Below are 18,728 nucleotides of genomic sequence, written 5' to 3' on the forward strand. Positions count from 1 at the left end.
GTTAAACCTCACTCTTCATCTTTGTATCGAAACCTGAATTAACCGTCTTTAAGCAAATAAAATGACCGCTCCGCCCACAATAAAGCAATAAATAGCGAAATAAAGTAGGTTACCACGAGCCATTATTCCCATAAACCATTTTAAAGAAAAATAGGATGCAATTAAAGAGCCACTAAATGCTAGTAAATAGGGCATCCAAAGGGTAGAGATTTGTGGGTCATTGATTATATCTGAAGCACTTAACAGCATGGTTCCAGCACTTACTGGAATAAAAAGAAGGAACGAAAACCGTAAAGCTGTTTCTTGTCTCATCCCTAGTCCCATTGCTGCAACAATGGTTGCCCCAGAACGTGAGATTCCGGGAATTAGTGCAATTGCTTGAGCAATACCAATAATAACGGAATCCTTTAATGTTAATTCAGCATCATTTTTCTTACCTCTTAAGTTACGAATTAAAAACAATGCGATTCCTGTAATAACAAGAGTATATCCTAGAACATTTATGCTTTTTAACTTTTCACTAATAAAATCCTCGAATAGTAAGCCAATGACAGCAGCAGGAATGGTTGCGATGAGCAAATAAATGATAAACATAAAATCGGACTTTGCTTCAGGCTTTCTGGTTGTAACGAAACGAAATCCGTTTTCCATCAGCCTAAGTAAATCAAAGCGATAAATTATCAGTACCGCTAAAAGAGAGGCAAAGTTAACTAATACCTCAAAGCTCATCCCCTCAATTTCTAAACCAAGAAAATATTGAGCCATAACGAGATGTCCACTTGATGATATTGGGATTGGTTCAGTAAACCCTTGAAAAACACCTAAAAATAAATACTTAATGAGTAAAATAAACTTATCTGCTAATTCCATTTACATCCTCCGGACAATTTTTTTTACATGTTTCATTAAACACTATTTTGTCGAGATTTTAAAGAAAAACATTCATGTAGAAACTTGTACGTTTCATTTTCATATTTATGAATTGTCCTGTTGATATATGTTTAACACCCAAAAAATGTAAGGTCCCGGCTTTCGAAATAAAACCGTAAAACGCGGGTAAAATATTGTTGCAACCCAATATATAAAAGGAGGGTGCACGATGGGACAAAATCGTCAATTTATGCCAGGTCAAAAAGCTCCAAATAACGGAACATACATTGAAATTGGTGAAACTGGAAGTAATGTTATGAATCCGAAGATGATTCGGTTAAAAGCGGGAGAACCGTTCCCAGAAACGTCTAATCATAATCGGAAATGGAGCTACACAAGGAAACCTTAAGTAAAAGTACATCAAGCCACCCCAGCAATGGGGGGCTTTTTCAAATAGTTGGTAAGTTTCACAATTTATATTATAATGAACCTAAAGGTCAAAATAGGTCAAAAAAGGGAGTGATGATATGGATCTTACTAATATCACAGATAGCCTTCGAGAATCTTTAGAAGAAGCTCAAAAATTAGCTATATCATTTTCACACCCAGAAATCGATGCTGCTCACTTATTGAAAGCACTTGCTCTGAAAGAGGGTGGACTGACTCAATTGATTCTTACACGGATGTCTATCCAAATAGAAGATTTTCACGAGGAATTATCTAAAGTCCTAACGAATAAACCGTCTGTTTCTTATTCAGACTCTGAAGCAGGTAAGGTTTACATATCAAATAATCTCAAACGCGTATTTAAAAAAGCAGTAGATATTCAAATGCAGTTTGAGGATGATTATCTTTCGGTTGAACACATCTTACTGGCACTTAGTCATCAGGAATTCGATAACGAGATGCGTAGTATATTTACGAAGTTAAACTTACATCAACATCAATTACAACTTGTGATTGATGATATTCGAGGTGATCAAAAGGTGACAAGTACAAATCCAGAGACAACATATGAAGCATTAAAAAAATATGGTCGTGATTTAGTAGCTGAAGTGAAAACTGGCAAGTTAGATCCTGTAATTGGTCGAGATCAAGAAATTCGCCGAGTGATTCGAATCCTATCCCGAAAGACAAAAAATAATCCGGTCTTAATTGGTGAGCCTGGTGTTGGAAAAACGGCAATAGTCGAGGGGCTTGCACAAAGAATCGTTAGAAAAGATGTACCGGAAGGGTTAAAAGATAAAACCATCTTCTCCTTAGATATGAGCTCCTTAATTGCAGGAGCAAAATTTAGAGGAGAATTTGAAGAAAGATTAAAGGCCGTTCTAAATGAAGTGAAAAAAAGTGAAGGGCGAATCCTCCTGTTTATCGACGAGCTTCACACAATTGTTGGTGCAGGAAAAACCGATGGAGCACTCGATGCAGGCAATATGCTAAAACCAATGCTCGCACGAGGAGAATTACACTGCATCGGAGCAACAACGCTAGATGAGTATAGAAAATATATTGAGAAGGATCCTGCCTTAGAACGCAGATTTCAACAAGTACAAGTTACAGAACCTACTGTTGAAGATACCATTTCGATATTGAGAGGCTTGAAAGAAAGATTTGAAATCCATCATGGTGTTAATATTCATGACAAGGCGATTGTCTCGGCAGCAACCCTTTCAAATCGTTATATAACGGAACGATTCTTACCAGATAAAGCCATTGATTTAATTGATGAGGCTTGTGCAACGATTCGAACAGAAATTGATTCCATGCCAAGTGAAATTGATGAAGTCCTGAGAAAAGTGATGCAACTCGAGATTGAAGAGGCTGCATTAAGCAATGAAACCGATGAAACAAGTGTAGAAAGAAGAGAACATATTCTAGAAGAACTTAAGGTACTTAAAGGAAAAGCTCAGAATATGAAAGATCAATGGCAAAAGGAAAAGGCTTCCATTCAAGAAGTTCAGCACGTAAGAGAGGCTCTTGATAAAGCAAGAAGAGAACTAGAGGATGCTGAAAATGACTATGATCTTAACCGTGCTGCAGAACTACGTCATGGGAGAATTCCGAGCTTAGAAAAAGAATTAAAACATCTTGAGGATAAATCTGCCGAGCAAAAAAAGAACCATCAGCTATTACGAGAACAGGTGACAGAGGAAGAAATTGCAGCGATAGTTTCAAAGTGGACCGGGATTCCTTTAACAAAGCTAGTTGAGACAGAAAGAGAAAAGCTATTAAATCTAGAAAGTATTTTAAAATCTAGGGTAATCGGACAGGAAGAAGCTGTTGCCTTTGTTTCGGATGCCGTTTTACGAGCAAGGGCAGGAATTAAAGATCCTAATAAACCAATTGGATCCTTTCTCTTCCTTGGGCCAACAGGGGTAGGAAAGACGGAACTTGCCAAAACTCTCGCTCAAGCTTTGTTTGACAGTGAAGATCATATGATTAGAATCGACATGTCAGAATACATGGAAAAACATGCAGTCTCTAGATTAATTGGAGCGCCACCAGGTTATGTTGGTTATGAAGAGGGAGGGCAATTAACAGAGGCAGTAAGAAGAAATCCTTATTCTGTCATTCTCTTTGACGAAGTGGAAAAAGCTCATCAAGAGGTTTTTCATCTCCTATTACAAGTATTAGATGACGGAAGGATTACTGATTCGCAAGGGAAGACGATTGACTTTAAAAATACGATCATCATCATGACTTCTAATATTGGTTCTTCATTATTATTGGAAGGATATAATGAAGAAAGTGGAATTAACGAGCAAGCTAGGGACGGGGTGATGCAGCAGCTGAAGCATCATTTTAGGCCAGAATTTCTCAATCGCCTAGATGATATCATTATCTTTAAACCACTTTCAATACAAGAAATCGGTTACATTGTAGATAAGCTTCTACAAGAACTTGAAACTCGCCTTCAAGATAAACGAATTAAAGTAACGATTTCAGACCCAGCAAAATCCTATATTGCTATGACGGGCTATGATGTGATGTATGGAGCAAGACCGTTAAAAAGGTTTATCCAAAAGCAAATCGAAACGAAACTTGCGAGAATGATGATTGCAGGTGAAGTAAAGGATTCATCCTCTGTTTTGATTGACGTTAATGAGGGAGGCCTGATTATAAAGCCTAAACACTAGAAAAGCCTACAAAACTGTAGGCTTTTTAATGACCATCAATAATGCTGAAATAAGTTAACACATATAAGACAAGAAAGACCGCTGAACTAATTCCTACTAGATATAGCATTAGTGTCTTTCTGTTTTTAACGAAATATATATAATAAAATAGTAAGGCTATAGCAGTTAGACTTAAACCGAAAATAAGCCCGGTAAGGTTATAAGAAAACCCTTTTCCTGCTATAGATTCAATGATAATCCATATAAACCAAGAGATAATTGAGCCAGTGAAGAGGTATTTGAAAATTTTGCTCGTACTATCCATCTGAATCCTCCTTCAAATTATTCGCTTATTCCTATTATGACCCAAGCATAAGTCATACAGCAAATTATTCGCTAAGGAAAATTACGCTGTAATAATTAATAAAAAGCATGATAAAAGCCCTTCAGTAATGAAGGGCTTTGTTAGTAATCCAGCTCTAGCGACCGTCCACTTTAGGTCAAATATCCTTGAAGAGCTTTTTCTCTTCAAAGGACTCTATCTCTGACTGAGGATAAACGGGACGTTTCGCCTCTTGATTAGTGGTGCTGTTTTTGAGCAGGTGTTTTTGGTACGAGTGCATCTCCTAATAAGAAAATTAAAATCGAGAAGATTACAGCAATGATGGCACCTTGTGCAAAATCATATGTACCGCCTTGCATTGAACTTGTAACATAAAGAGTCATTTGAATTAATAAGAAGGTCCAGAAAAAAGTCCAAAAATAGCGCATAGTTTCACCTCTGTTTCTCGTGCATTTAACAATATTGTACCATACTGTTTTAAATAAAATAAGTATGGAATAAATTAATAGAAAATTTACATAAATGACGGTGTGAGAAACATACTTTTAGTAGAAAATAGGTAAAAGCTTAAACAGGAGGATTATTATGAAAGTGGATGAGAAAAAAAGGGAGCTAGAATTATTATTAGAGCAGGATGAAACAAACTTAACAAGTAAAGGGCAAAACAGAAGAAAGGAGTTAATAGAAGAATTAATGCATATAGATAGAGAGGACCAAAGCATATCATCATAAGAGGGTTTGTCATACCCAAAAAAACTGTTTCATGATGATTCAAAAATTATCAAGCAAATTCACCTAAAATGATTTTTACAATTTAGGCATTTCCCCTTTCATTTCTGCAAACAGTACATACATTAATTGTGAGTGCATATCTTCTTTTGTCGGAGGAATTTTTTATGAAACAAAGATTTTTTTTATTGGATGGGGAATGGAACGTCATTCATTTGCCAGAACGGCCCAACGGATTTGCTGTATTTATTATTGGTGACCAAAACCACTTTGTTGATCATTCCACAAGTTTTTGGTTACAAAATGCTGGAAGGAAACATTATGTAGACAGCTTTTTACAACATGGATACACGGTATATTACTCTAATCTATATGGACGAAGCTGGGGTTCACCAAAGGCAGTAACGCTTGCGAAAAGACTATATCATATTGTAATGAAGGAAGAAATCTTGAATGACAGTATACACATTTTGGCAGAAGGTATGGGCGCGCTTGTAGGTCTAGAACTGATGGAAAGCATGGACGATAAAATCCGCTCAGTTTGTATGCTAAATCCGTGTTTGGATTTAGCAAGTTATATGAATCAAGAACAGGAAAATAAACTATTTTATAAACGTATTTCTAAAGAAGTGATGAACGCATATGAATGGAGTGAAGATCAATTCGGTAGCCATATCGAATGTTTACCAACGATCCAAGATAGAAAAGCTATCACACCAGTTAAAATATGGATTTCTACAGGAGAACATACGTATCAATCAAAACAATTGGGAAGAAAATATGAAGAATCTCGTAAGGACCATGCACCTATACAACTATTAATACATGTAAATGAAAAACGGTATGGTATAGCTAATGGCATATGTCAATTCTTTGAACAACATGAATTATCTCTATAATGTCTCTATGTGAAAAATGCATAGAGACTATTTATTTTGGAATTCGATTTTATTCACAACATAAGTCAAATAAGTGTCTTTAGAAGCATAAAAAGTTACGTTATGTTTTTTAGCTAAAAAGGTGAATATCTGCACATACGTCATATATTTAGACTGATAGGTCATAGAATGGAAATAGAGTCAATACTGGAGAAAGGAGTTGGTGAAAGTGGACCGTGTAATTGTAATAGGTGTTTATGGATTTCTAGGCAATCACCTTTGCACAACCCTCCTAGAAGAAGGTATCACAGTTTTTGGGATAGATGCGTTTAATAATGACGAAATGAATAGATATAAAGAAGAGAAAGAGATGCTAATTGGTAGAAATGCTAATTATCATATATTGGAATTTGATCGCATTTTTGATCAATTTAGTGGACATGAGAATAAAGTTGATGCCGTTTATTATTGTGATGAGCAAAGCTTGAGTTCAGTGGATTTTCTCGATCAAGTATTAAGTTTTTGTAAAGAAAACTCAATTAAGTTAATTTTTACGTCATCCTTGTCGATTTTTAATAAAAAAGAAAACACCATTACAGAAGAAACTATGCCTTCACCAGTCTCAGCAAAAGCTAAAAGGTATGTTGAGCTTGAAGAACATATTAGGACTAGATCAAAAGAGGAAGCCATTCATTATACAATAATCAGGCTCCCCGTTGTGTATGGTCCTTGGCAGCCAGAAACATTTGCATTTCAAAGTATTATTAGTAAACAGGAAAAAGGTGAGGACGTTAAAGATATAGAGGATGATGGTATTGGGGACGTATTGTTTATTGAAGATGTTATTCACGCTTTAATAAAAGCAGGATCTATTAAACAAACACCTCCCATATTACACATCTCATCAGGAAAAGAAGGACAGTGGGTAAAAGCTATGAATTATTTATTAAAAAAGCGGATGAATAAAGAAGTTGCTCCCACTCTTTTTCTTAACAACCTTGCTGCTAAAGTGTTAACCTTTGAACCTCAATACACGGTAGAAGAGGGGTTAGAAAGGCAAAGGCAGCATGTGAAATCTAGAAACGGGAGTCCGCAATAAAATCTCGAATTCGTATTATCATACAGACAAAATAAAAGTTGATAAGTGAGGGAGGAGAGTCCTCCCTGTTGTAATGTTTTATATAATTCTTTACGATTTGTACGAATAAAGGGTAAAATATGATTGGACAAGCAACGTAATTATACATATTTGCATTCCATCCAAGTAAGGGAGTGACACACTGATTTATGAAGAAACTTCTTTTAGCGTGTCTAGTTTGTATGTTACTAGCAGCAGGATGTCAGCAACCAGCATCAACATCGAAAGCTCAAAAAATTGGTCTTCTTATTACTGATACAGTGAATGATCAGGTATGGGGAACAAAAGGGTACAAGGGAATGCTGCGGATTCAATCTGTATTTAATATAGATGCATTTTACAAGGAAGAAATGAATCATTTTGAAGCAGTAGAGAGCGCAGTCGAAGAATTTTCAAAAAAAGGAGTAAATTTAGTTTTTGGTCATGGTAGTGAATATGCTATCTGGTTTAATCAATTAGCGCCTCTTTATAAGGATATTCATTTTGTTTGCTTTAACGGAGATGTACAAGGCGATAACGTCACTAGCTTAAATTTTAAAGCGAATGCAATGGGTTTTTTCGGGGGCATGGTAGCTGGCGAGATGACGAAAACAAACAAAGTGGGTATTATAGCTGCATATGAGTGGCAGCCTGAAGTGAATGGTTTTTTCGAGGGAGCGTTTTACAAAAATCAGGATGTGCAAGTAGATATTAAATATACGGAGAATTGGGATAATAGTGAGATCGCCTTACAGCTTCTAGAAGAAATGATAAATAGTGGAGTGGATGTTGTCTATCCAGCTGGGGATGGTTTCAATGTCCCACTTATAGCGCGGTTAAAGGAGAAAGGACTATACGCGATAGGATACGTATCTGATCAGTCGGATTTAGGTCAAAATACAGTACTAACAAGTACTGTTCAGCACGTTGATTTTTTGTATGAATTGGTTGTAAGTGAATATAATGCGGGTAGACTAAAGTCAGGTAATCTTTACTTTGATTTTGAAGATAAAGTCATTACAATGGGGACATACAGTCCAGAGGTTAAGGATAGCCTCAAGAATGAAATTAATCAGGCTGTAACGAATTATATTGAAACTGGTAAGCTACCAAACCAATATGAATAGAGGTGAGTAGGATGAATACAGAAAAGCAAATGGAATTTATGCAGATTGCCCTTAAATATCTACCCGAAGCAAAAGCACTTTTAGATGAGTCTGGGATAGAACTAGATATGTCAAAGCTTCAGCCAGTAATTGACTTGTTATCTAAAGTAATGTCTGATGCCTATGAACTTGGAGTGAAGGATGCTCAAAAATAAAAAACGCTGAACTCAGCGTTTTTTATTTTTTGGATTTAAACAAATCAAGTAAAGGAGAAAATTGTTTCATTAGTGGCTTAAACTGACGAAAAGATGTCATAATCTGATCAACGTTTTGCATCATCGACGTGATATCATAATTTTGGCTTGAAGTAGGTTGTTCCTCAGTTGGTTGATTGGTTTCAATCTGAGCTGCTTCTTGATTTCTAGGTCTTCTATCACCAAACATCATTCGATCAAAGGGATGTTCTCTCTGAGTTTGGTCATTATGTTGTTCACTCATGGAATTTCTCCACCTCCTTCTCAAACATGACACTTATAAATGTTCTTTTTAATAGGTTATGAAATGAAATGAATTCCGACATGGACATTTGTCATCAATTATTAAAAGATACTTTTTTTTGAGATTAAAGAAGATTAAGCTTATATCATATCTTCTATCGTTGCCTTTCGTCATGACTCCAGTGGTCTATTGTTAATCAAAGACAATCGAGAGTAAAAAGATTGTCAAATGGGATTTTTTGATTTAAAATTAGTACCAAGTCATAATATTTGATAATAAAAAGGGGTTTTTATATGAATGCAGGAATTATTGGAATGGGACGATATCTTCCTGAAAGAATAGTGACAAACCATGATCTTGAAAAAATGGTTGATACATCAGATGAATGGATTCGAACAAGAACAGGGATAGAGGAAAGAAGAATTGCAAGTGATGATATTGATACCTCTGATATGGCTTATTTTTCGGCTCTAGAAGCGTTGAAAGATGCAGGGATTACAGCAGAAGAGCTAGATTTAATCATCGTTGCAACGGTTACTCCTGACCATCCATTCCCATCAGTGGCATGTTTACTGCAGGAAAGGTTAGGAGCAACCAAGGCAGCAGCCTTTGATTGTAGTGCAGCCTGTGCAGGATTTATGTATGGAGTGGTTATGGCAAAACAGTTTATCGACACAAATACGTACAAACATGTTCTCGTGATTGGTGTTGAAAAATTATCAAGGATAACGGATTGGAGCGACCGAAATACGGCTGTCTTATTCGGTGATGCTGCTGGTGCAGCAGTAATTGGACCTGTTTCTGAAGGAAGAGGTATCCTATCTTTTGAATTAGGTGCTGATGGAACTGGAGCAAAGCATCTATACCAAGACGAATATATTATCATGAATGGTAGAGAGGTATTCAAGTTTGCTGTCAGGCAAATGGGCGAATCTTGTATAAATGTTTTGGAGAAAGCTGGCTTGAAAAAAGAGGACGTCGACTTTCTCGTACCTCATCAAGCAAACATTCGGATCATGGAAGCTGCTAGAGAGCGGTTGGAGCTTCCGGAAGAAAAGATGTCAAAGGTTGTCCATAAATACGGAAATACATCAGCTTCATCCATACCGGTTGCGATAGTGGAAGAGCTTCAAAATGGAAGGATCAAAGACGACGATTTAATTGTTATGGTTGGCTTTGGTGGTGGATTAACGTGGGGAGCCATTGCTCTCAGATGGGGTCGCTAAAATCTTATATGGTATGTAGTTGAATATAACAATATTAAGGAGTGTTTATTCATGAATAAGAAACGTGTTGTTGTGACAGGATTAGGAATTGTTTCACCACTAGGAAATAATCTAGAAACAACCTGGACGAACCTTTTAAATGGTGTATCTGGAATCGGTCCGTTAACAAGAGTAAATTCAGATAATTTCCCTGCCAAGGTAGCTGCTGAATTAAAGGATTTTAACCCGGAAGATTATATGGAACGTAAAGAAGCGAAAAAAATGGACCGCTTTACTCAATACGCAATGGCAGCATCATTAATGGCAATGAAGGATGCTAATTTAACGATAACGGATGAATTAGCACCACGAGCTGGAGTTTGGATAGGTTCAGGCATTGGTGGAATGGAAACACACGAGGAACAATATAAACAATATCAAGAAAAAGGGTACCGCCGGGTTAGCCCATTTTATGTCCCAATGATGATACCGGATATGGCAGCTGGACAAGTATCCATTGCCATTGGTGCAAGAGGAATCAACTCGTGTACCGTAACGGCGTGTGCTTCGGGTGCCAATTCTATCGGGGATGCCTTCAAGGTCATCCAACGCGGTGATGCGGATGTTATGGTTACTGGGGGAACAGAAGCACCTCTAACAAATATGTCATTTGCCGGTTTTAGTTCAATGAAGGCTTTATCTTTTAATCCAGACCCAAAAACAGCAAGTCGACCTTTTGATTTAAACCGTGACGGATTTGTAATGGGTGAAGGTGCGGGGATTCTTATTTTAGAAGAACTTGAACACGCCAAAGCTCGAGGTGCAAAAATTTATGCCGAAATTGTCGGGTATGGCGCAACTGGAGACGCATATCACATTACACAGCCAGCACCAGCCGGTGAAGGCGGGGTCCGTGCCATGAAGCAAGCTATCGAGGATGCAGAGCTACGTCCAGAAGATATCACCTATATGAATGCTCACGGAACAAGTACTCCTTATAATGATAAATACGAAACGATGGCAGTAAAAGAAGTATTTGGGGAGCATGCCTACAAAATGGCAGTTGGTTCTACAAAGTCCATGACAGGTCATTTACTTGGTGCTGCAGGCGGGATAGAAGCAGTTTTCTCTGTAATGGCTATTAAAGATGGGGTCATCCCACCTACAATTAATATCGAAACACCTGATCCTGAGTGTGACCTTGACTATGTTCCAAACAAAGCAAGAAAACAAGAGGTATTTGCTGTATTAAGCAACTCACTAGGGTTTGGTGGGCATAACGCATCACTAATATTTAAAAAATATGAATAACTAATATAACAGAGATCTGGCTTTAGTGTTTTTAACACATAGAGCCGGGTCTCTTTTTGTTTTGATGACATACCATAAAGTAAAACTTACGAGGAGGAGAGAAGGTGGGAGTGATTGATACGAAAACTTGGCTAAAGGAATATGGTGAAAAGCCAATAAAGGTATGTGAACAGTTAAAAAGTTATTTCAAGAAAATGAGTGCAAAGGAAATTTATGATCTTCTATCGATAAATGGGATGTACAGACCTTCAATATTTAACCGAAACCATCAGTTAGAGCCATTTTTAGAAATGGATTATTGGAAAGTTGTTCAAAAATATTATACAAAACTTAGAAAGACCTGGAATGGACCCGATGTACCCATCTTTATTTTTCCAGTGAATGAAAGACAGCAACAAATTATGAACGAGTTTAATGGAAAGTCAGGTCTAGCATTTCCCGATAAGCTGTTTTTATTTTTAAAGTCTAGGGTTGATGAACGTGAAATCATGGCCTTATTAACACACGAATATCATCATGTTTGTCGTTTAAAATACGTTTCTAAAAACGAAAGAGATGTAACACTATTAGACACAATTCTGCTTGAAGGCTTAGCAGAGCAGGCGGTAAGGAAATATTGCGGAAGCCAGTATAATGCGAGCTGGACGGCTTACTACACTGATGATGAATTACAAACATTTTATAATGAATTCATGAAACCAAACAAATCCCTCCGTATATCAGATGAACAATACTTTGATTTGCTGTATGGCTTAAAAAGGTATCCTAAAATGCTTGGGTACTGTGTGGGTTTTTATATTGTTGATCAATGTATTAGGAAACATAATCTACCTTTTTCAAAAATGGAGCAGCTATCAAGTGAAGAAATTCTCAATTACTTTCTTTCCTAATTTTTTTCGACATGTTTCTATAAACGCAGCAATCAGAATTATATTGAAAATCTGCAGCACCCAAGTGTATGAGTATAGAAAAAAATTTTCAAATAAATTTCGCCTCTCTAAATAGTGAAATGCCAGTTCTGATTCGGCTTATCTTAAAATAGAATATTACAAATATACAAAATTATCTTGCAATTGTAATAATTCTGTCATAACATACAAAGTAACGTTATTCTTTTTGAAATATTTGACTATTCGAGGTGTGATATGAACCCAAACGGTAATGCAAAAACTGGATCACCATTATTACAAGTAAATAACCTTAAAACTGGCTTTAGAATTGGTGGGCAATATTACAATGCGGTAGATGGTATTTCATTCTCGCTTAAGCCTAAACAGGTAATCGGAATTGTTGGTGAATCAGGCTGCGGGAAAAGTGTCATGTCTCTATCGATAATGGGGCTTCTTCCGAAGGAGAATGGCAAAATTAGAGAAGGTGAAATTCTGTTTGAAGGACAGGATTTAGCAAAGTTAAAAGAAAAAGAGCTTAATAATGTTCGAGGAAAAGATATCGGTATGATTTTCCAAGAACCGATGACCTCTTTGAATCCTGTATTTACAATAGGGTTTCAAATTGAAGAAGCATTGTTAAACCATACGAAATTATCCAAACAAGAAGCAAGGCTGAAAAGTATTGCTTTGCTTACTAGTGTCGGTATTTCTAGACCTGAAAAAATTGTAGATGAATACCCTCACCAGCTGTCTGGTGGGATGAGACAAAGGGTAATGATTGCAATGGCTATAGCCTGTCAGCCAAAAGTATTAATAGCGGATGAGCCGACGACTGCACTAGATGTTACGGTACAAGCCCAAATACTAGAGCTGTTAAAGGAAATTCAAGGTGTAAATGACATGGCAGTTTTATTGATTACCCACGACCTCGGAGTTGTGGCCGAGATGTGTGATGAAGTCATTGTCATGTATGCAGGGAAAATTGTGGAAAAAACAGATGTTGATACGTTGTTTTATGATCCAAAACACCCGTATACAAAACTTTTAATGGGTGCTATACCAAGAATGGATGAAGAAGTGAAAGAGTTAAGTTCAATAAAAGGAATTGTTCCTTCACTTGTTAATATGCCTCAAGTGGGATGTCGGTTTGCAGGTCGTTGTCCAGAAGCAACGGAAGAGTGTATGGCCGTTACACCAGAGCTAGCTGAAGTATCGGCAGGACATGAAGTCTCTTGCTTATTATATGAAACGAGTTATCCGAAAGAGGTGAAAGGTACGGTATGAGTCAACTAGCAGATATGTCGCCTATTAAGGATGTTCTTTTAGAGGTTAAAAATCTTAAAACCTATTATCCAATTAAAGGCGGTTTCCTAAGAAAAGAAATTGGTGCAGTAAAAGCTGTAGACGATATATCATTTGAGATTCGAAAAGGTGAAACATTAGGCTTAGTTGGAGAATCAGGGTGCGGAAAATCTACTGCTGGTAGAACGATTCTCCGCTTACTTGAACCAACAGACGGACAAATTATCTTTGATGGAAAAGATATTACAAACGTAAGAGGCACCTCGCTTCGAAAAATTAGACAAGATTTTCAAATGGTTTTTCAAGACCCATATGCTTCCTTAAACCCAATGATGATGGTCGGAAATTTAGTTTCTGAGCCGATTCGTAATTACTTTAAGCGCAATGAAAATGAGCTTAAAACAGAGGTTATGGAGCTTCTAACGAAAGTTGGATTACCAGAAGATGCTTATTACAAATATCCTCATGAGTTTTCAGGTGGTCAGCGCCAAAGAATTGGAATTGCTCGTTCCCTTGCTTTACGCCCTAAATTGATTATTGCTGACGAGCCTGTATCCGCACTTGATGTTTCAGTACAGTCACAAGTTTTAAATTTATTAAAAGATCTACAAGAAGAATTTGAACTAACCTTTTTATTCATAGCTCATGATTTAAGTGTTGTGAAACATATGAGTGATCGAATTGGTGTCATGTACTTAGGAGGATTAGTAGAAGTTGCTGATAAAAAAGATATTTATAGTGAACCACTACATCCATATACCCAAGCGTTAATCTCAGCAATTCCGGAGCCAGATCCAAGAAAGAAAAAAGAAAGAATTATCCTTGAAGGGGATGTGCCTAGTCCCATCAATCCACCTTCAGGATGTACATTCCATCCACGTTGTCGTCATGCAATGCCTGAATGTCAGCAAGTTAAGCCTGCTTTAAAGGAGGTGAAGCCAGGACACCGAGTTGCTTGTCATCTTTATTAATGACAGCAATCAAGCGTTCTTGCTGCATTTATATTGCCTTTAAAGTAGTATTTTTAATAATCATAGGGGGGAAACCGATGAAAAAGTCAGCTTTATGGCTAGTTGCTATGCTTCTAGTGCTATCAATGTTCTTAGCTGCTTGTAATGGCGGTGGGGACGAAGTTGCAAAAAAGGATGAAAAAGACACCACAGAGCAAACTGACACAAGTACTGATGACAAAGAAGAACCTGCTTCAGATGAGCCAGTTTCTGGTGGAGTTGTAACATACGCTTACTCTCAACCATTTAAAGGTCTTTTAGAAATGGGGCTTTACCAAGGTGAAGATGATTCAATTGCTCTTGGATTTATGATGGAGAGTTTAATTGGAACTGGTGATGATTTACTACCAGAAGAAAACATCGCTACTTGGGAATTTAGTGATGATTACACTCAATTAACATTCAAGCTTCAGTCAGGTGTAAAATGGCATGATGGTCATGAGCTGACAGCTGAAGATATGGAATATGCATGGTACGTTCTAGCTGATAAGGATTATACTGGTCCTCGTTATTCAAACGTATCCATGATTAAAGGTGCAGAAGCATATAAGAAGGGTGAAGCAACAACAATCGAAGGTATTGAAGTAATCGATGACTATACAATTCGTGTAACGGTTACAGAGCCTGTTGTAAACCTATTAGATAACATTTGGGTTACTCCAATGCCAAAGCATTACTATGAAGGCATCCCTGTTGTTGAATTAGAAAATTCAGATAAAGTTCGTAAAAATCCGATTGGTCTTGGACCATTCAAAGTGAAGAATATTGTTCCAGGTGAAATGATTGAATTCGAACGCTTTGATGATTACTGGAAAGGTAAGCCTTATTTAGATGGTGTTGTGTATAAGATTGTTGATGCAACACTTGCTACAGGTTTATTAGAAAATGGCGAAATTGATATTATGGGGGCACCAGCAAGCCAATACCAAGAAATTAAAGCTTTAGATAATCTGCTTCTTCATGAAGAACCAAGCTTAGGATATAGCTATATCGGATTTGATATGGGTCACTATGATGCTGAAGCTGGAAAAATCGTGATGGATAATCCAAAATTCCAAAACAAAGCATTACGTCATGCAATGGCACATGCTTTAGATCGTCAAGGTATTTTAGACGCATTCTCTAACGGATTAGGTCAAGTGATCAACGTACCATTCCCATCTGTCTCCTGGGCAAAGATTCCAGATGATCAAATTAAAGGGTATGAGTTTGATCCAGAAAAAGCAAAGCAACTTCTTGATGAAGCTGGATATAAAGATATTGACGGTGATGGATTCCGTGAAGATCCAGATGGTAACCAATTAACGATCAACTTTGATGCAATGAGTGGGTCTGACATTTCTGAGCCACGTGCACAATTTATCCTGCAATCTTGGCAAGAGGTTGGTTTAAATGCTCAACTTAATGGTGGAGCGTTAAAAGAATTTAACCTATTCTATGACACCATTCAAGCAGATGATCCATCTGTTGAAACATTCATGGGTGCATGGGGTCTTGCATCAGATCCAGACCCAACAGGATTATGGACTAGTAGCGATGCTTGGAACTTCCCAAGATGGTACACAGACAAGTCTGATGAGCTCATTAAGAAGGGTATTTCATTCCCTGAAGATACATCAAAGGATGTAATTGAACATCGTAAAGAGGTTTACTATGAGTGGCAAAAAATTGTTAACGAAGAGCTTCCTATGATCTTCCTAAGCCAACCACTTGATGTATATGCAGTAAACAAGCGTGTACAAGGAACAGATGCGAACGCATTTACAGTACAAAAAGATGTTCACTTATGGTGGATTAAACAATAACAAGTAATGAATCTAACTGATAAGGGGAAATCATAATGCTAGTTTACTCACTTCGTAGAATACTAGGAATGATTCCAATTATTTTCCTTATCTCAGTCGTGTGCTTTACCCTGGCAAAGTTAATGCCAGGGGATGCACTTACTGGTAAAGTAGATCCTCTAAATTCTGATCCCGCGTATATCGAAGAAATGCGTGAAAGAATGGGGTGGAATGATCCAGTCCATATTCAATACTTAAACTGGGTTGGGGGACTATTAAAAGGGGATTTTGGGCAATCATTCAACCATAAATTACCGGTATTAGAGCTTATTGGCTCTCGTTTACCGAATACCATTTTTCTTGCGTTGTTTGCACTCCTCATAACCTATGTCCTCGCATTTTTAATGGGTCGTTATGCAGGACGTCACCCGTATAGTATTGGTGACTATGCAATTTCGTTTTATAACTATTTAGGATTAGCAATTCCTAGCTTTATCGCAGCATTAGTAGCCATTTTTATTTTTTCATTTCAGTTAAAATGGGTACCTGCAACAGGAAGTATTGGTGTAGGAGTAGATCCAGGAACATTAGATTTTTACTTAAGTAAATTAAAGCATGCCGTTCTCCCAGCGTTTGTTCTAGGAGCCTTTGCAACTGCAAGTTATACTCAATTTTTACGAAATGATATGATTGAAAGCTCTCGTAAAGATTTCGTCAGAACAGCCCGTGCAAAAGGAACAAAGGAAAGTACGATTTATAATAAGCATATACTACGAAATTCATTGATTCCAATCGTAACATTAGTTGGTTTTGATTTTGCAGGATTAATTGGTGGTGCTGTTATTATAGAAACAATCTTTACGTACCCTGGCATTGGAAATCTATTTGTTGAGTCAATTAATTCACGTGACTACTCAGTTGTCTTAGCCATTACACTAATGTTAACGCTATTTACATTACTCGGAAACTTACTAGCGGATATTTTACTAGGATTAGTTGATCCGCGGATAAGATTAGATTAGAGGTGAAACCATGGAACCAGTAACGGAACAGCAGACAACGATAATCGTGAAAGATAAAAAACTGGTATCAAAGGGGAAATCTCCATGGGCAATAGCGAGGCGGAAGTTTTTACGTAACATTCCTGCGATGATAAGCTTAGGATTTCTTGTCTTTATTGGGTTAGTAACGATATTTGCCCCTTTCTTAACGATTCCTTACGATCAAGCCCTTAAAGTAAATCTTCTTCAGATGGCAAAGGAACCTTCGACAGAGTTTTGGTTTGGGACTGACAAAGCGGGCCGTGATGTATATGCTCGAATTCTTTATGGCGGTAGAGTCTCTTTAACTTTAGCTGTCTCGATTACAATCTCAGTATCAATCATCGGTACTGTAATTGGTGCAACTGCTGGTTTTTTCGGTGGAGCGATCGATAATGCACTAATGAGGTTTACAGATTTCATTTTAACGTTCCCTTTTCTAGTATTTGTTATCGTTTTAAGTTCAATCTTTCAAGGCTCTGGATTATTAACATTAATAGTCGTCATAAGTTTGTTAGCATGGGGTGGAATCGCCCGTCTTGTCAGAAGTAAAGTGTTATCAGAAAAAGAAAACGAATACACACTTAGTGCCATCTCGATTGGCTGTTCTCCATTGAAAGTTATTATGAAGCACATTTTGCCGAATGTAATGTCTACCATCATCGTTCAGGCGACACTAGTATTAGCTGTCATGATTGTAGTAGAAACGGGATTAAGCTTCCTAGGGTTCGGTGTCTCTGCTAATACTCCAACATGGGGGAACATGCTTCAAGAGGCACGCAATCCAGATGTATTAAAAAATAAATGGTGGATATGGATGCCACCAGCAGCTGTCATTACATTAACCATTCTATCCATAAACTTTGTAGGTGAAGGATTAAAGGATGCATTTAATCCAAAATCACACCGTTAAAAAATCTATCACAAATCGTGATAGATTTTTTTTATTAAGTGAAAAAAATATAAGTTTCTGCCGTTTAGTTTATTCAATGTTACGGGTAAATCTATCTCCAGCACCCAGCCAAGATGAAATGGCGACGATCTTTGCCATTATATCCTAGTCAAGGTCAAATGCTTTGTCTCAATCTAAACGGAGAGCCCTGAGCCTTTTGTTCTGTTAACCGGAGAAGAAGATGAATACTAAACTAACAGCTAAACTGTCGCAATCAAGGAAATCGTAAGGCGATAGGCTAGTTTTTTATTTTTTTTATAGGGCATGTACATATTTATCAGCATCACTATCATATATTTAAACAAGGAAATTGGACGAGTATGGGGTGGTTTATTTTGAGAAAATGCATTAGAGGTAGGGTGCTATGATTTTTCGATTATTTCTATTTTTATTAGGCTTTGGGATATCGGTTGCTGGAGGAATATCTACGATTGCCTATTTAAATTTACTCGCAACAGGACATGGGTATATAGAATATTTTTTGTTTATTTCAAAACGAATTGAATGTTACTTGCTTCCTTTAGGTGTGTTCACGATATGGGGGAGTATTTATTTACCAGGTAATAAAGACTAGAAT

At 37.2% G+C, this 18,728-nt stretch carries 20 protein-coding genes; 16 read left to right on the top strand and 4 right to left on the bottom strand.

Features of this window, described 5'->3' with window-relative positions; all coding sequences use genetic code 11:
- Positions 1 to 48 precede the first annotated feature (48 nt).
- On the bottom strand, positions 49 to 870 hold the full coding sequence (locus ACFSCX_RS01800; RefSeq protein ID WP_377926390.1) for an undecaprenyl-diphosphate phosphatase: 822 nt from the start codon (positions 868 to 870) through the stop codon (positions 49 to 51).
- A 229-nt stretch (positions 871 to 1,099) separates the two neighbouring features.
- Between ACFSCX_RS01800 and ACFSCX_RS01805 the strand changes: the two genes are divergently transcribed.
- Positions 1,100 to 1,279: a YjzC family protein gene (locus ACFSCX_RS01805; protein ID WP_377926391.1), complete on the top strand. Its 180-nt coding sequence runs from the start codon at positions 1,100 to 1,102 to the stop codon at positions 1,277 to 1,279.
- A gap of 118 nt (positions 1,280 to 1,397) precedes the next feature.
- The gene (gene clpB, locus ACFSCX_RS01810; protein WP_377926392.1) at positions 1,398 to 4,007 is read left to right on the top strand and encodes an ATP-dependent chaperone ClpB; all 2,610 of its coding nucleotides are present in this window, start codon (positions 1,398 to 1,400) and stop codon (positions 4,005 to 4,007) included.
- A 25-nt stretch (positions 4,008 to 4,032) separates the two neighbouring features.
- Here the strand turns inward: clpB and ACFSCX_RS01815 are convergent, their stop codons facing one another.
- Together ACFSCX_RS01815 and ACFSCX_RS01820 are read right to left on the bottom strand one after the other, a co-directional pair.
- On the bottom strand, positions 4,033 to 4,311 hold the full coding sequence (locus ACFSCX_RS01815) for a hypothetical protein (protein WP_377926393.1): 279 nt from the start codon (positions 4,309 to 4,311) through the stop codon (positions 4,033 to 4,035).
- A gap of 254 nt (positions 4,312 to 4,565) precedes the next feature.
- Positions 4,566 to 4,757, bottom strand: coding sequence for a YjzD family protein (locus tag ACFSCX_RS01820; protein WP_377926394.1), 192 nt, complete (start codon positions 4,755 to 4,757; stop codon positions 4,566 to 4,568).
- A gap of 157 nt (positions 4,758 to 4,914) precedes the next feature.
- Here ACFSCX_RS01820 and ACFSCX_RS01825 point away from each other — a divergent pair, with 157 nt between their 5' ends.
- The 5 genes from ACFSCX_RS01825 (at position 4,915) to ACFSCX_RS01845 (ending at position 8,374) form a co-directional block, all read left to right on the top strand.
- On the top strand, positions 4,915 to 5,061 hold the full coding sequence (locus tag ACFSCX_RS01825) for a hypothetical protein (protein ID WP_377926395.1): 147 nt from the start codon (positions 4,915 to 4,917) through the stop codon (positions 5,059 to 5,061).
- 164 nt (positions 5,062 to 5,225) lie between these two features.
- Positions 5,226 to 5,957, top strand: a complete 732-nt coding sequence (locus tag ACFSCX_RS01830) for an alpha/beta fold hydrolase (RefSeq protein WP_377926396.1) — start codon at positions 5,226 to 5,228, stop codon at positions 5,955 to 5,957.
- Positions 5,958 to 6,165: 208 nt separating this feature from the next.
- Positions 6,166 to 7,035 (top strand): NAD-dependent epimerase/dehydratase family protein, encoded by an 870-nt coding sequence (locus ACFSCX_RS01835; protein WP_377926397.1) that lies wholly within the window; start codon positions 6,166 to 6,168, stop codon positions 7,033 to 7,035.
- Positions 7,036 to 7,223: 188 nt separating this feature from the next.
- A complete protein-coding gene (locus tag ACFSCX_RS01840) occupies positions 7,224 to 8,180 on the top strand; it encodes a BMP family ABC transporter substrate-binding protein (RefSeq protein WP_377926398.1) in 957 nt (318 codons plus the stop codon).
- 11 nt (positions 8,181 to 8,191) lie between these two features.
- Positions 8,192 to 8,374, top strand: a complete 183-nt coding sequence (locus ACFSCX_RS01845) for a ComZ family protein (protein ID WP_377926399.1) — start codon at positions 8,192 to 8,194, stop codon at positions 8,372 to 8,374.
- A gap of 22 nt (positions 8,375 to 8,396) precedes the next feature.
- Here the strand turns inward: ACFSCX_RS01845 and ACFSCX_RS01850 are convergent, their stop codons facing one another.
- Positions 8,397 to 8,657 carry a hypothetical protein gene (locus tag ACFSCX_RS01850; RefSeq protein ID WP_377926400.1) on the bottom strand — a complete coding sequence of 87 codons (261 nt, stop codon included), beginning with the start codon at positions 8,655 to 8,657 and terminating at the stop codon, positions 8,397 to 8,399.
- A 293-nt stretch (positions 8,658 to 8,950) separates the two neighbouring features.
- On the opposite strand from ACFSCX_RS01850, the gene ACFSCX_RS01855 reads away from it, so the two are divergent.
- The 9 genes from ACFSCX_RS01855 to ACFSCX_RS01895 all read left to right on the top strand — a co-directional run bounded on the left by ACFSCX_RS01855 (position 8,951) and on the right by ACFSCX_RS01895 (position 18,725).
- Positions 8,951 to 9,883, top strand: coding sequence for a beta-ketoacyl-ACP synthase III (locus ACFSCX_RS01855; protein ID WP_377926401.1), 933 nt, complete (start codon positions 8,951 to 8,953; stop codon positions 9,881 to 9,883).
- Positions 9,884 to 9,934: 51 nt separating this feature from the next.
- Complete coding sequence (fabF, locus tag ACFSCX_RS01860) at positions 9,935 to 11,173, top strand: beta-ketoacyl-ACP synthase II (RefSeq protein WP_377926402.1); 1,239 nt, start codon at positions 9,935 to 9,937, stop codon at positions 11,171 to 11,173.
- A 104-nt stretch (positions 11,174 to 11,277) separates the two neighbouring features.
- Positions 11,278 to 12,063 carry a DUF2268 domain-containing putative Zn-dependent protease gene (locus tag ACFSCX_RS01865; RefSeq protein ID WP_377926403.1) on the top strand — a complete coding sequence of 262 codons (786 nt, stop codon included), beginning with the start codon at positions 11,278 to 11,280 and terminating at the stop codon, positions 12,061 to 12,063.
- Between the two features lie 255 nt (positions 12,064 to 12,318).
- On the top strand, positions 12,319 to 13,347 hold the full coding sequence (locus ACFSCX_RS01870; protein WP_377926404.1) for an ABC transporter ATP-binding protein: 1,029 nt from the start codon (positions 12,319 to 12,321) through the stop codon (positions 13,345 to 13,347).
- Positions 13,344 to 14,336 (top strand): ABC transporter ATP-binding protein, encoded by a 993-nt coding sequence (locus tag ACFSCX_RS01875; RefSeq protein WP_377926405.1) that lies wholly within the window; start codon positions 13,344 to 13,346, stop codon positions 14,334 to 14,336. Before ACFSCX_RS01870 ends, ACFSCX_RS01875 begins: the two co-directional genes overlap by 4 nt.
- A 77-nt stretch (positions 14,337 to 14,413) precedes the next feature.
- Entirely contained in the window at positions 14,414 to 16,180 is a 1,767-nt protein-coding gene (gene opp4A, locus ACFSCX_RS01880) for an oligopeptide ABC transporter substrate-binding protein (protein WP_377926406.1), read from the top strand.
- A 35-nt stretch (positions 16,181 to 16,215) separates the two neighbouring features.
- Positions 16,216 to 17,181 carry an oligopeptide ABC transporter permease gene (gene opp4B, locus ACFSCX_RS01885; protein ID WP_377926407.1) on the top strand — a complete coding sequence of 322 codons (966 nt, stop codon included), beginning with the start codon at positions 16,216 to 16,218 and terminating at the stop codon, positions 17,179 to 17,181.
- Positions 17,182 to 17,191: 10 nt separating this feature from the next.
- Positions 17,192 to 18,112: an oligopeptide ABC transporter permease gene (gene opp4C / locus ACFSCX_RS01890; protein WP_377926408.1), complete on the top strand. Its 921-nt coding sequence runs from the start codon at positions 17,192 to 17,194 to the stop codon at positions 18,110 to 18,112.
- Between the two features lie 403 nt (positions 18,113 to 18,515).
- Positions 18,516 to 18,725: a hypothetical protein gene (locus ACFSCX_RS01895; RefSeq protein WP_377926409.1), complete on the top strand. Its 210-nt coding sequence runs from the start codon at positions 18,516 to 18,518 to the stop codon at positions 18,723 to 18,725.
- Positions 18,726 to 18,728 lie beyond the last annotated feature (3 nt).

This window comes from Bacillus salitolerans (assembly GCF_042680805.1).
Taxonomy (GTDB): Bacteria; Bacillota; Bacilli; order Bacillales; family SA4; genus Bacillus_CJ; species Bacillus_CJ salitolerans.